Annotated in this window: 10 protein-coding genes; 9 read left to right on the forward strand and 1 reads right to left on the reverse strand. The window is 70.9% G+C overall.

What is annotated here, in order from left to right; translation table 11 throughout:
* The first annotated feature begins 71 nt into the window (after window positions 1–71).
* The 3 genes from ABD912_RS21910 to purN all read left to right on the forward strand — a co-directional run bounded on the left by ABD912_RS21910 (window position 72) and on the right by purN (window position 2,129).
* A complete protein-coding gene (locus tag ABD912_RS21910) occupies window positions 72–470 on the forward strand; it encodes a ferritin family protein (RefSeq protein WP_345154338.1) in 399 nt (132 codons plus the stop codon).
* Complete coding sequence (locus tag ABD912_RS21915; protein ID WP_345154340.1) at window positions 467–1,348, forward strand: family 1 encapsulin nanocompartment shell protein; 882 nt, start codon at window positions 467–469, stop codon at window positions 1,346–1,348. The genes ABD912_RS21910 and ABD912_RS21915 overlap by 4 nt, the downstream gene beginning before the upstream one ends.
* A gap of 208 nt (window positions 1,349–1,556) precedes the next feature.
* Window positions 1,557–2,129 carry a phosphoribosylglycinamide formyltransferase gene (purN, locus tag ABD912_RS21920; protein WP_345154341.1) on the forward strand — a complete coding sequence of 191 codons (573 nt, stop codon included), beginning with the start codon at window positions 1,557–1,559 and terminating at the stop codon, window positions 2,127–2,129.
* A gap of 55 nt (window positions 2,130–2,184) precedes the next feature.
* Here purN and ABD912_RS21925 read toward each other — a convergent pair whose 3' ends face one another.
* Window positions 2,185–3,534, reverse strand: coding sequence for an MFS transporter (locus ABD912_RS21925; protein ID WP_345154342.1), 1,350 nt, complete (start codon window positions 3,532–3,534; stop codon window positions 2,185–2,187).
* Between the two features lie 135 nt (window positions 3,535–3,669).
* Here ABD912_RS21925 and ABD912_RS21930 point away from each other — a divergent pair, with 135 nt between their 5' ends.
* From ABD912_RS21930 to ABD912_RS21955, 6 genes are all read left to right on the forward strand, one after another.
* Window positions 3,670–4,488: a hypothetical protein gene (locus ABD912_RS21930; protein WP_345154344.1), complete on the forward strand. Its 819-nt coding sequence runs from the start codon at window positions 3,670–3,672 to the stop codon at window positions 4,486–4,488.
* Between the two features lie 54 nt (window positions 4,489–4,542).
* On the forward strand, window positions 4,543–6,246 hold the full coding sequence (locus ABD912_RS21935; protein WP_345154345.1) for a CYTH and CHAD domain-containing protein: 1,704 nt from the start codon (window positions 4,543–4,545) through the stop codon (window positions 6,244–6,246).
* 135 nt (window positions 6,247–6,381) lie between these two features.
* Window positions 6,382–8,055 carry a bifunctional phosphoribosylaminoimidazolecarboxamide formyltransferase/IMP cyclohydrolase gene (purH, locus tag ABD912_RS21940; RefSeq protein ID WP_345154347.1) on the forward strand — a complete coding sequence of 558 codons (1,674 nt, stop codon included), beginning with the start codon at window positions 6,382–6,384 and terminating at the stop codon, window positions 8,053–8,055.
* A gap of 145 nt (window positions 8,056–8,200) precedes the next feature.
* Window positions 8,201–8,473 carry a hypothetical protein gene (locus tag ABD912_RS21945; RefSeq protein WP_345154348.1) on the forward strand — a complete coding sequence of 91 codons (273 nt, stop codon included), beginning with the start codon at window positions 8,201–8,203 and terminating at the stop codon, window positions 8,471–8,473.
* A 324-nt stretch (window positions 8,474–8,797) separates the two neighbouring features.
* The gene (locus tag ABD912_RS21950) at window positions 8,798–11,017 is read left to right on the forward strand and encodes an NADP-dependent isocitrate dehydrogenase (RefSeq protein ID WP_345154349.1); all 2,220 of its coding nucleotides are present in this window, start codon (window positions 8,798–8,800) and stop codon (window positions 11,015–11,017) included.
* Between the two features lie 334 nt (window positions 11,018–11,351).
* Complete coding sequence (locus tag ABD912_RS21955) at window positions 11,352–12,872, forward strand: TIGR01777 family oxidoreductase (protein ID WP_345154352.1); 1,521 nt, start codon at window positions 11,352–11,354, stop codon at window positions 12,870–12,872.
* Window positions 12,873–12,999: the final 127 nt, after the last annotated feature.

A 12,999-nucleotide genomic window follows, 5' to 3' on the forward strand; every position in this document is an offset into this window, starting at 1 on the left:
GACCCCCCGGGTCTAACCTGAGCAGTGGGCCTGACAAGTCCGCCGGGCCCACCATGGACGGAGGGTCCAGCATGGGTTTCGAGCAATACCACGAACCGGCCGGGGAGTTGTCGGCCGAAGTGCGAACGTTCGCGCGCATGTGCGCCAACCTGACCGAAGAGGCCGAGGCGATCGGCTGGTACGAACAGCGCCTCTCCCTGGAACAGGACCCGGTCGCCCGGTCCATCATGGAGAACTCCCAGGTCGAGGAGTACAAGCACTTCAGCATGCAACTCGAGTTCCTGCTGCGCGCCAAGCCGGTGTGGCGGGAGATCGCCCGCGGCGTGCTCTTCCGGGACGGAGACATTGCCGCCAACGCCAGCGCGGCCGAACACGCGGTCGAAAGCGGGGGAACGGACGGCGGCGGGGCGCGGCGGCCGGATGCCGGCGCCTCGCTGGGGATCGGAAGCCTGAAGGAGGGCCAGAGGTGAGCACCAACCATTTGCTGCGGGAGAACGCCCCGATCTCCGAGGCCGGGTGGCGGTTCCTGGACCGGGAAGCCACGTCCCGCCTCTCGGTGGCGCTGGGGGCCCGGAAACTGGTGGACTTCTTCGGCCCGCTGGGCTGGGAGTATTCGGCCACGCCGCTGGGGCGCGTGGAGGCCTTGGCCGGTCCGCAGGAGGGACTGCGTGCCCTGCGCCGCCGGGTGCTTCCGCTCGTGGAGGTGCGGGCCGACTTCGAAGTATCGCGCGCGGAACTGATGGACATCGACCGCGGGGTCTTCGACGCTTCCCTACCCGGGCTGGACGACGCCGCGCTGCGCATCGCTGCAGCGGAGAACACCGCGGTTTTCCACGGCTGGGAGAACGCCGGCATCATCGGCATCACCGAGGCCACGCCCCACGCGCCGGTGCCGCGCGTCGAGGACTTCAATGACTATCCCAAGCGCGTGGCGCACGCCGTGTCCGTCCTGCGCCAGGCGGGCATCGGAGGCCCGTTCGGGCTGGCCTTGGGCCCGGGACACTACACCGCCGTCGTCGAGGCCACCGAACGCGGAGGATACCTGCTCTCCGAGCACCTCACCAGCATCCTGGAGGGCCCCCTGGTGTGGGTGCCCGGCATCACGGGCGCCGTCGTGCTGAGCCTGCGTGGAGGCGATTTCCGCTTCGAGGCCGGACAGGACCTGTCCCTGGGCTACCAGGGGCACGACGACGAGACCGTGCACCTCTACCTGGAGGAATCGTTCAGCTTCCTGGTGGCCACCCCGGAGGCGGCCATCCACCTCAGGAGCGCTGACGGGGGAGACCGCGGCAGCCAGCACGCCTGGACCGGGGACAAGGAGGTCCCGGAGGAGGACTTCGAGGACTGAGTCCGTCCCGAGGCCGGAAAGCGGAACCGGCCCGCAGGCCCCGAGGATCGGGGGCCGGTGCGCGCCCTGCGCCCGGACCCCTCTAACGCTTACCCGCCTCCCATTCCTCGCTGGCGCTCGGCGCGGGTCCCGCGGCGGATAACGCTTACCCGCCTCCCACGCCTCGCTGGCGCTCGGCGCGGGTCCCGCGGCGGATAAGCTGGGACCCATGCGCATCGTGGTTCTCGTTTCCGGCACCGGCTCCAACCTCCAGGCGGTCATCGACGCCGTCAAGGCCGGTGAACTGGATGTGGAGATCGCGGCGGTCGGCGCGGACAAGCACGGCACCTACGGGGTGGAACGTTCCGCCGCCGCCGGCATCGAGACCTTCGTGGTGAATTTCAAGGACTACGCCGACCGCGGCGAATGGAACCACGCCCTGACCCAAAAGTGCCTCTCCTACGCCCCCGACTACGTGGTCTCCTCCGGGTTCATGCGCATCGTGGGCCAGGAGTTCATCGACGCGTTCGACGGCACCTACATCAACACCCACCCGGCCCTGCTGCCCAGCTTCCCGGGAGCCCACGGCGTCCGCGACGCCCTGGCCTACGGGGTCAAGGTCACCGGCTGCACCGTCCACATCGCCGACGCGGGGGTGGACACCGGTCCCATCTTGGCGCAGAAGGCCGTGGAGGTGCTGCCGGACGACACCGAGGAAACCCTGCACGAGCGCATCAAGGTCGAGGAACGCGCCCTGCTCATCGAGACCCTGCGCCGGCTCGCGGTCCAGGCCGCGAACTAGCTAACGGCCTCCCACCGCTCCTACCGCTCGCTTCGCTCGCGGCGGGGCCCGGCCTCTAGTCCAGGACCTTGCCGGTGGTTTCCGGGGCGTTGAACGCCATCCAGACAACGGCGAGCAGGACCAGGCCCGCGGCGACCAGGAACGTGGCGGCCAGGCCGAACACCGGCCAGGCGATGGCGAACACCAGCGGGCCGAACCCGGCGCCCACCCGGCTGAACGTCGAGGCCCAGCCGAAGCCGGACCCGCGCAGCTCCGTGGGGTAGAGCTCGGAAACGTAGGTGTAGAGCACCGGGATGGCGATCTGGACGGTGAAGCCGAACACCAGCAGCCACGCCACCGCCACCTGCGGGGTCCCCAGCGTCAGGGCGACCAGCACCAGCACCAGCGCGCTGAGCGGGCCGGTGACGCCCAGCAGCCACTTGCGTCCGGTCCGTTCCACCAGCAGCGCGGACACCCCCACGCCCAGCAGGCCGACGGCGGCCATGCCGGCGCTGCTGAACAGGGCAGCGACGCCGCCCATGCCGGCGTCGGTGAGGATCGAGGGCATCCAGGTCAGCGCCAGGTAGTAGACCAGCAGGACGGTGAAGAAGAGCGACCAGGCCGCCAGGGTGGTCCTCCAGCCGAAGGCCCAGACCCTGACCAGCTGCTCGCCCCAGGAACCGGCCGACAGCCGCGGGGCGCCGACGGCCGCGGGGAGCTCATACTCCTGTACCGGGGTGCCGGTGCGTCGCACCAGGTCGTCGATGACCCGCCGCGCTTCGTCCTGGCGTCCCCGCCTGATCAGGTACAGCGGGGATTCGGGCACGCCGCGGCGGACCCAGAAGACCAGGAACGCGGGCAGCACCATCACGGCCAGGATCAGCCGCCAATTGTCGGTGGAGGCCTGGATCAGGGCGGAAACGAAGAACGCCAGGGCCGCGCCTACCGGCCACCAGCCATCCATTGCCGTGAGCACCCGTCCACGCTGGCGGGTGGGGGTGAACTCGCCCACCAGCGCGTAGTCGACCGGCACGCAGCCGCCCAGGCCGAAGCCGGCCAGGAAGCGGAACGCCGCGAAGAGCGCGAAGTTCGGGGCCAGCGCCCCGGCAACGGTGAAGATGGAGAAGATCAGCAGGGTCCAGGTGAATGCCGTCTTGCGCCCCACCCTGTCGGCTATGGTGCCCCAGACGAAGGCGCCCAGCGCCATGCCGATCAGGTTGGCGGTGCCCAGCAGCGCCGCCGTCGGCCTGTCCAGCGACCATTCCTGCATCACCAGCGGAATCAGGGCGCCGTTGAGGGAGACGTCCCAGGCATCGAACATGAAGCCCAGCCCTCCGATCACGAAGATCTTCCCCTGAACACCCCAGCGCCACGGAAGGTTCTGGACCACTGACTGGCCGGAAGGCAAGCTACGGGTGTCGGTCATGGCAGGCGGATCCCCTCGGTCTTGGAGCCCGTTGTCCGGGCGCGTCGATCCTACCCCTCCGCTCCCCGCCGGGCCGCAGGCGCGCGCCCCGGATCGCCTCTACAGCCGCGGCCCAGACGGGGGTAGAGTTCCGGCATGGGAGTAGATTGGGCAGCCTTGGAAGAAGCGATCCGGAAGTCCGCGCTGCGCCAGGCCAAGGAAATCATCGACAACCATCCCGGCGACGTGTTCTACGCCGTGGCCCTGGACGGAGTGTCCACCGAGCCCGCGGCCCGGATCGAACTGCCCGTCCTGGCCCTGAACTCCGAACAGGCCCTGCGCCGCGACCTTCGCCTCAACGCGCCCGTCCCCGAGGATGAGCCGGAACCCGCCGGAGATCCCGCGCCCGCGGAAGACACCCGCGGCGGATTCTCGGAGGACGGCTCCGATTTCCAATCCGAACTCCACGACGTCGTGGTCTCCGGCACCGAGGACATCATCCTGCACGAGGCCGGCCCCGAAGCCGAAGCCGAAGCCGAGGAAGGCAACGTGGACGCCTCCGCGGCCGAGGAGGACACCGAATCCCTGGATGATCTGCTGGGGGAGGACCTCGAGGAGGAGCCCGCGGAGGACGGAAGCAACTTCTACTCGACCCGCTGGAACCCGCCGGAGTGGCACTGGTGTTCCATGGAGCTGTTCGACGAGTCCGCTTCCGAGCTCTGGAGCGAGGCGCTCACCTCCGTCGCCCGCCGGCACGGGTGGGAAGAGACCGTCCGCCGCTACTACCGGATGCTGGTCTCCATCACCATCGACGTGGGGCGCGAACTGGCCGTGGGACGGAACTCGAACCTGATCGCCTACGTCTCCGACGAGGACCACGCGGACCAGTTGCTGCGGGCCTGCCTGACGCCGGAACAGCTGGCCACGCATTTCCCCGACCTCGCCGCCTTGCCGGCGGACCTGCCCCGTTCCTGAAGGCCGCGGGAAATACCCGTGGCCGCCGTGCCCGGCGGCGGTGATAATGGCCGCATGGAAGCGCATTCGCACTTGGAAATCGAGCGGAAGTACGACGTCGGCGGGTCGGTTCCGGTTCCGGACTTCGCCGCCGTGCCGGGTGTCGCCACGGCCATCGGGTTTCCCCCGGTGGAGCTGCGCGCCGACTACTTCGACACCGGCGGCGGGATCCTGGGTGAACGCAAGATCACTCTCCGCCGCCGCCTCGGCGGGTCGGACGAGGGCTGGCACATTAAGTCGACGGCCGTGGGCGGCCGAATGGAAACGCACTTCCCGCTCGGCGGCCAGGAAGCCAACGTGCCGGAGGCGGTCCTGGACGTGGTCAGGGTCCACACGCGCTCCGATCCGCTGCGCCCGGTGGCCCGCGTCCGCACCCAACGGACCGTGGTGCGCCTGCTCAGCGGCGTGGGCGCCCTGCTGGCCGAGTTCTGCGACGACGAGGTCCGTGCCCGCGCGGTCGGAGGCGCCGAGTTGGTCTGGCGGGAATGGGAGGTGGAGCTGGGGCCGGCCGGGAGCGAGGACCTGTTGGACGGGGTGGAGGCCGTGTTGCTGAAAGCGGGCGCGGCTCCCAGCACGCACGTGTCCAAGCTGCGCCGGGTGCTGGAGGCCGCGGGTCCCGGACGGCGGCCGGACCCCGCCCCCGGACGGGTGCCCCAAACCGCCCCCCGGACCGCCCCCCAAGAACCCGGCCCCCAGAAGCCAGGTCCCGGGGAACCCACGCCGAAGGAACCCCGGCCGCAGGAACCCAAACCCGGCGAGCCTGAGGAGCCCGAACCTGAAGAAACCGGCCCCGACAAGCCCAGCACCGATGAACCCAGCGCCGCCGTCGTACTGACGGCGGCGCTCCGGTCCGGGCTGGAGACGCTCAAGCACTGGGACCCGCTGGTGCGCCGCGACGCGGAGGACGCCGTGCACCAGATGCGCATCGCCACCCGCACCCTTCGTAGCGTGCTGCAGATCTACGGCGACCTGTTCGCCCCCGAGGCCTGCCGGCGGCTGGAGGACGGGCTGCGCCGGTTGGGCCGGGCACTGGGAGGCACTCGCGACGCCGAAGTGATGCGCGACCTGGCCGCCAAGCGGTGCCAAGCGGTGCCCGAGGGCATTCCGGCCGCCGTGGAGAAGAAGCTGTGGGCCGGCAAGGAAGCCGAACGCCAGGACCATTTGGCCCGGCTGCGCCACCGGATGTGTGGCGCCAAGTACTTCGCGCTGTTCGATGACCTGGATGCCTTCGCCCAGGCCCCGCAACTGCTTTTGGTGGCGGCCGGGCCGGCGGGCCAGGTGCTGGAGGCCCGGCTGGAACGCGGCATCGCGGAAGTCCTGGACCTTGCAGGCCGGGCCGCGGCGGCCGAGGTGCGCGACGACAGGATCGAACTGCTGCACGAGGTCCGCAAGACCGCGAAGCGGCTGCGGTACGCCGTCAAGTCCGTGAACATCAGGGATGTCGGGCCCGGGAGAGGGGACGCGGACCAGGCCGCGGGCTTCGAGGTCGGCCCCGGCCCGTCCGCCCACATGCGCCTGGCAACGGACGTGCAGGACGCCCTGGGGACGCACCGGGACAGCGTGATGTTCCAGAGGTACCTGCGGCGCAGCACGGGACGGGGCCGGAAGGCCGGGCGCAACGCGTTCGCCTACGGGATGCTGTACGGGGCGGAGTTCGCCGTCCAGGACCGGTCGCTGCGGGAGGCCGAAGCCGCGCTGGAACGGTTGCGCCCAGCCTAGCGGGCGAGGGACCCGCGGCGAGCGAAGCGAGTCGGGGGAGCCGGTAGGCGCCTAGCGGGCGCCGGGCCGCGGGGCGGGCCGTCGGGCGGCTAGACTGGGTGCCAACCCCCAGCCACCCGTACCAGGGAGACTTTTGTGAGCCATACCGTTCTTGACCGCGTCCCGATCCGCCGGGCCCTCATTTCCGTCTACGACAAGACCGGTTTGGAGGACCTGGCCCGTGGGCTGAACGACGCCGGCGTCGCCATCGTCTCCACCGGCTCCACCGCCTCCCGCATCGCAGCGGCAGGGGTCCCGGTCACCGAGGTCTCCGAGGTCACCGGCTTCCAGGAGTGCCTGGACGGGCGCGTCAAGACCCTGCACCCGCGCGTGCACGCGGGCATCCTGGCCGACCGCCGCCTGCCGGAGCACGTCCGGCAGCTGGCCGAGATGGACATCGAGCCGTTCGACCTGGTGGTCGTGAACCTGTACCCGTTCGTGCAGACCGTGAAGTCCGGGGCCACCCAGGACGAAGTCGTCGAGCAGATCGACATCGGCGGCCCCTCCATGGTCCGCGCCGCTGCCAAGAACCACCCGTCGGTGGCGATCGTGGTGGATCCGGCCAAGTACGGCGACGTCATCGAGGCCGCCCAGGCCGGGGGCTTCGACCTGAAGACGCGCCGCCGCCTTGCCTCCCTGGCGTTCGCGCACACCGCCGCCTATGACACCGCCGTCGCCAAGTGGACCGCCGCGCAGTTCGGCGACGATGCCGACGCCGGCGAGGTCCCGGCCTTCCCGCCGTACGCCGGCGTGGCCCTGGAACGCTCCGAGTCCCTGCGCTACGGCGAGAACCCGCACCAGCCCGCCGCCCTCTACGCCGAGGTCGGCGCGGAGCCGGGCATCGCCCAGGCCGAGCAGCTGCACGGCAAGGCCATGAGCTTCAACAACTACGTGGACGCCGACGCCGCCGTGCGCGCCGCCTTCGACTTCGCCGAGCCGGCCGTCGCCGTCGTCAAGCACGCCAACCCGTGCGGCGTCGCGGTGGCCTCCGCCGACGCCGCGGACCCGATCGCGGATGCCCACGCCAAGGCCCACGGCACCGATCCGGTGTCCGCGTTCGGCGGCGTCATCGCCGCCAACCGCACCGTCACCGCCGGCATGGCCAACACCGTCAAGGACATCTTCACCGAGGTCGTCGTCGCGCCGGGCTTCGAGCCCGAGGCCGTGGAGATCCTCTCCAAGAAGAAGAACATCCGCCTGCTGGCCCTGCCGGAAGGCTTCGCCCGCGACACCGTCGAGTACAAGCAGGTCTCCGGCGGCATGCTGCTGCAGTCCTCCGACGCGATCGACGCCGCCGGCGACGACCCGGCCAACTGGACCCTCGCCGCCGGCGCTGCCGCGGACGAAGCCACGCTCGCGGACCTGGCCTTCGCCTGGCGTGCCGTGCGCGCCGCGAAGTCCAACGCGATCCTGCTGGCTGCCGGCGGGGCCGCCGTGGGCATCGGCATGGGCCAGGTCAACCGCCTGGACTCCTGCCGCCTGGCCGTGGAGCGGGCCAACACCCTGGGCGTGGCCGTCGAGTCCGGCGCGGATTCGGCCGGCGGGGCCGCCAACGTCGAGGGCGCCGGCGCGCCGGAGCGCGCCCGCGGCGCAGTGGCAGCCTCCGACGCGTTCTTCCCGTTCGCCGACGGCCTGCAGATCCTCATCGACGCCGGCGTCAAGGCCGTCGTCCAGCCGGGCGGATCCGTCCGCGATGAGGAAGTGGTGCAGGCAGCCAACGAGGCCGGCATCACGATGTACTTCACCGGCGCCCGCCACTTCTTCCACTAGGAGCCGGCGCACCGGAAGGCAGTGCACTGGAAGAACAGTGCCCGGGTGGCCCGGTCCCCTTGGGGCCGGGCCACCCCCTTTGCGGCAACACCCGGCACGGGTCCCCGGAGTCCGGGACCGGTGCCGCCGAACCAGCGAGGACAGCATGATCACTTACGCAGCAGCCCTTTCCGCCGTGCCCCTGGCCGCGGCGTCCCTTGCGGCGGATGCCGAGCCGGCCTCCGGCCCCACCCCCGGGGTGCTGGTGGGCGTGGGTTTGGTGGTGCTGGTCTTCCTGGGCTGGGTGTACCGGCTGCTGACCGCCCACGGACGCGCCACCCGCCGCTCCCGCCTGGACGGGAACGACGCCGGCCCCCGCGACGCGGGCGCCCCCAGTGCCGGCTCTGACGCTGGCACGGACCCCGGCCCTCGCGACTGAGCCGCACGACGACGGCGGCGGGCGCCTCGCCGCCGTCGTGCCCTGCTGCGCTGCCTTCCGTGCCGGTCTTCCATGCCCCTGCTCGGTCGCAATGTTACGGCCCCCGGCCGGCCCCAAATTGGGCGCGAATCCGCGCGGCTGACGTGTCCGGACGGGCGCCTGGTGGACGGATGTTAAGCGCGGAAACGGTCCGTGGACCGGAACCCTCCGGCACCCGAAGGGCGGCGAGGGCGCCACCTCGGGTAAATTGGGGTCGTTGAGATCAGATCAGATCAGATCAGATTTCCGGATAATCCGTAGACCTTGCAGGGAGACGCCTCACCAATGGCCAAGATCATCTATACCCACACAGACGAAGCGCCCATGCTGGCAACGTACTCCTTCCTGCCGATCGTTGAGGCGTTCGCCTCCACGGCGGGTGTGGAAGTGGAAACCCGCGACATCTCCCTGGCCGGGCGCATCATCGCCGCCTTCGGCGAGTACCTGACCGCGGAGCAGCGCATCGGCGACGCCCTCGCCGAGCTGGGCGAACTGGCCAAGAAGCCGGAAGCCAACATCATCAAGCTGCCGAACATCAGCGCTTCCATCCCGCAGCTGAAGGCCGCCATCGCCGAGCTCCAGGGCCAGGGCTACGCCCTCCCGGACTACCCGGACAACCCCGCCTCCGACGAGGAAACCAGCATCCGGTCCCGCTACGACAAGATCAAGGGCTCCGCCGTGAACCCGGTCCTGCGTGAGGGCAACTCGGACCGTCGCGCCCCGCTGTCGGTGAAGAACTACGCGCGCAAGAACCCGCACACCATGGGTGCCTGGAGCGCCGACTCCAAGACCAACGTCGCCACCATGGGCGTCAACGACTTCCGGTCCAACGAGAAGTCCGTTGTGATCCCGGCCGACACCACGCTGAAGATCCAGCTGGTGGCCGAGGACGGCACCGTCACCGAACTGAAGAAGGCCTTCCCGGTCCTGGCCGGCGAGGTCATCGACGGCACCGTGCTGCGCGCCGCCGCGCTGGACGAGTTCCTGGCCGCCTCCGTGGCCCGCGCCAAGGAAGAGGGCGTGCTCTTCTCCGCCCACCTGAAGGCCACCATGATGAAGGTCTCCGACCCGATCATCTTCGGCCACGTCGTCAAGGCCTACTTTGCCGAGCTGTTCTCCGCCTACGGCGAGCAGCTGGCCGCCGCCGGCCTGTCCCCGAACAACGGCCTGGCCTCCATCCTCAACGGCCTGGCCGAGCTGCCCGCCGACGTCCGCGAGGGCGTCGAGGCCCTGATCAAGAAGGGCCTCGAAGAAGGCCCGGCGCTGGCCATGGTCGACTCCGACAAGGGCATCACCGGCCTGCACGTGCCCTCCGACATCATCGTCGACGCCTCGATGCCGGCCATGATCCGCACCTCCGGCCAGATGTGGGGCCCGGACGGCAAGGCCGCCGACACCCTGGCGGTCCTGCCGGACAGCTCCTACGCCGGCATCTACCAGGTGGTCCTCGACGACTGCCGTGCCAACGGCGCCTTCGACCCGACCACCATGGGCACCGTCCCGAACGTGGGCCTGATGGCCCAGGCCGCGGAGGAGTACGGATCCCACGACAAGACCTTCGAGCTGCAGTCCGCCGGCACCGTCCAGGTCGTCGACGCCGCCGGCGCCGTGCTGATCGAGCACGAGGTCGCCCCGGGCGACATCTGGCGCGCCTGCCAGACCAAGGACGTGGCAGTGCGCGACTGGGTCAAGCTGGCCGTCACCCGCGCCCGCGCCTCCCAGACCCCGGCCGTCTTCTGGCTGGACGAAACCCGCGCGCACGACGCCAACCTCATCGCCAAGGTCACCGAGTACCTGAAGGACCACGACACCGAGGGCCTGCAGATCGAGATCATGTCCCCGGAGAAGGCCACCGCCTTCACCATCGAGCGCATCCGCCGCGGAGAGGACACCATCTCCGTCACCGGCAACGTGCTGCGTGACTACCTCACCGACCTGTTCCCGATCCTCGAGCTGGGCACCTCCGCCAAGATGCTCTCGATCGTGCCCCTGCTCAACGGCGGCGGCCTCTTCGAGACCGGCGCCGGCGGCTCGGCCCCGAAGCACGTCCAGCAGCTGCTCTCCGAGAACCACCTGCGCTGGGACTCCCTGGGCGAGTTCCTGGCCCTGGCGGCGAGCTTCGAGCACCTGGCCGCGACCACGGGCAACGCCCGCGCCCAGGTCCTGGCCGACACGCTGGACCGCGCCACCGGCACCTTCCTGCTGGAGAACAAGTCCCCCAGCCGCAAGGTCGGGGAGATCGACAACCGCGGCAGCCACTTCTACCTGGCCACCTACTGGGCCCAGGAACTGGCCAAGCAGACCGAAGACGCCGAGCTGGCGGCAGCCTTCGCGGACGTCGCCGCCGGGCTGACCTCCAACGAGGAGGCCATCGTCGGCGAGCTGGCCGCCGTGCAGGGTTCCCCGGCCGAGATCGAGGGCTACTACCACCCGAACGCCGACCTGGCGTCCGCGGTCATGCGCCCCTCGGAGACGCTGAACAAGGTCCTGGCCACCCTGGCCTAACCGCGCGGGGCAGGCCCTCTCGTGTCGACTTCGTCGCCACGCAGGGGCCCGGCTGCCCCGCGCTGGCGGGGGACGGCCCTCTCGTGTCGACTTCGTCGCCACGCAGGGGCCCGGCTGCCCCGCGCTGGCGGGGGACGGCCCTCTCGTGTCGACTTCGTCGCCACGAGAGGGGACCCTGCTGCCCCGCGCTTAGCACGGCACGTTCGAACAGCGGGCGGCGCACCGGAATCCTCCGGTGCGCCGCCCGCGCACTTAAGCACCGCGGAGCCCTTCCCGCGGCGCGGGGAGCGGCCGGCCGGTGTGCGGAGCAGGGGGCCTGCGGCAGAATGGGCACATGGCCGTCTTTGAGCACGAGACTTTCCTGCCCCATCCGCGCGAGGAGGTCTTCGCATGGTTCGAACGGCCCGGCGCGCTGCACCGGCTGACCCCGCCCTTCTCCGGGCGGGTCCTCTCGGCTCCCAGCGACGGCATCCGGGTCGGCTCGACGGCGGTGATCGCCATCGGCGCCCCGGGGGTCCTCGGCACGGGGCTGTCCGCCGCGGCCGCGGCGCTCGCCCCCCTGGTGCCGTCGACACCGCGCCCCCAACTGGCCTGGACCGCCCGGCACACCGCCTATGAGAAGGACCGGCTTTTCCGCGACGAGATGGTCCGCGGGCCGCTAGGGCACTGGGTGCACACGCACTCCTTCGAGGACGCGCCCGGAGGCACCCTCATGCGCGACACCATCGACTACGGCGTCCCCGCCGAACGGCTCTTTCCCGGTTCCACCGCCGAGTCGGCGGCCCGGCTGTTCGCCTCCAGCCTGCGCCGCATCTTCGACTACCGCTCCGATCAGTTGGCTGCCGATCTCGCGTTCCACGCCACCCACCCCGGACAACCGCCGGCGGGGCGCCCGCTGACCATCGCGATCTCCGGAGCCTCCGGCATGATCGGCACCCAACTGCGGGCGCTGCTCGAAGGCGGCGGCCACCGGGTGCTCCCGCTGGTCCGCCGCGCTCCGGCGGCCCCGGACGAGGTCTTTTGGGACCCCGCCACGGGAACCCTGGACCCGGAGGACCTCCTCGCCTGCGACGCCGTGGTCAACCTGGCCGGAAGTCGCATCGGCAGGCGCTTCACGCCCGCGGTGAAGGAGGACATCCTGCGCAGCCGCCTCTCCGGGACCGATCTGCTGGCCCGCACCGCTGCCCGGCTGGCCGGGGACGGTTCGGTGCGCACCTTCGTCTCAGCCTCGGGAATCGGCTACTACGGTGCGCACCCGCACCGGGGTCCCGCTCCGGAACCGCTGCGCGAGGACGCCCCGGCCGGGAACGACTTCCTGGCCGCGGTCTGCAGCGCTTGGGAGGCTGCGACGGCGCCCGCCGCGCGGGCGGGGGCGCGGACGGTCCGCATGCGGACCGGCCTGGTCCAGAGCTCGGCCGGCGGCATCCTTGCCCAAATCCTGCCGCTGTACACGGCCGGAGTGGGCGGGCCGTTGCGCGTCCCCGGCACCGGGGAGGATCCGTGGCAAAGCTGGATTTCGCTGGACGACACCGTGGGCGCCTACGCCCATGCGGTGCTGGGAAGCTCTGCGGAGGGTAGCCCGGCGGCGGAGGGAGGTGCCCTGGAAGGCCCCGTCAACCTCGTGGGCCCGGAGCCGGTGCCCGGGTCCGTGTATGCGCGGACGCTGGGCAGGGTGCTGCACCGGCCCGCCGCCGTTCCGGTCCCCGCGGCCGGACCGCGCTTGCTGCTCGGCCACGAGGGCGCGGCGGACCTGGCGTTCTCCAGCCAGCGCGTCTCTTCCTCCAAGCTGGAGGCCTCCGGCTACGCGTTCCGCCACCGGAGGCTTGAGGACGCGCTGCGGCACGTGCTGCCCTAGCATCCCGTTTCGCCAAAGGTTGGTGCCGTGTTTGGGCGCCAAAGCCAGCAGCAACCTTTGGCGAAGCGGGTCCGATTTCAGCGAGCTTTGTCGAAACACGGCAAAGCGCTGCCCCGGCCTGCCCTTG

Source organism: Arthrobacter ginkgonis, from assembly GCF_039540195.1.
Taxonomy (GTDB): Bacteria; Actinomycetota; Actinomycetes; order Actinomycetales; family Micrococcaceae; genus Zafaria; species Zafaria ginkgonis.

Excerpts from the sequence above, each read along its gene's own strand:
- ABD912_RS21910 (WP_345154338.1), top strand. The coding sequence starts at position 72 with ATGGGTTTCGAGCAATACCACGAACCGGCCGGGGAGTTGTCGGCCGAA.
- purN (WP_345154341.1), top strand. The coding sequence starts at position 1,557 with ATGCGCATCGTGGTTCTCGTTTCCGGCACCGGCTCCAACCTCCAGGCG.
- ABD912_RS21925 (WP_345154342.1), bottom strand. The coding sequence starts at position 3,534 with ATGACCGACACCCGTAGCTTGCCTTCCGGCCAGTCAGTGGTCCAGAAC.
- ABD912_RS21930 (WP_345154344.1), top strand. The coding sequence starts at position 3,670 with ATGGGAGTAGATTGGGCAGCCTTGGAAGAAGCGATCCGGAAGTCCGCG.
- ABD912_RS21935 (WP_345154345.1), top strand. The coding sequence starts at position 4,543 with ATGGAAGCGCATTCGCACTTGGAAATCGAGCGGAAGTACGACGTCGGC.
- ABD912_RS21945 (WP_345154348.1), top strand. The coding sequence starts at position 8,201 with ATGATCACTTACGCAGCAGCCCTTTCCGCCGTGCCCCTGGCCGCGGCG.
- ABD912_RS21950 (WP_345154349.1), top strand. The coding sequence starts at position 8,798 with ATGGCCAAGATCATCTATACCCACACAGACGAAGCGCCCATGCTGGCA.
- ABD912_RS21955 (WP_345154352.1), top strand. The coding sequence starts at position 11,352 with ATGGCCGTCTTTGAGCACGAGACTTTCCTGCCCCATCCGCGCGAGGAG.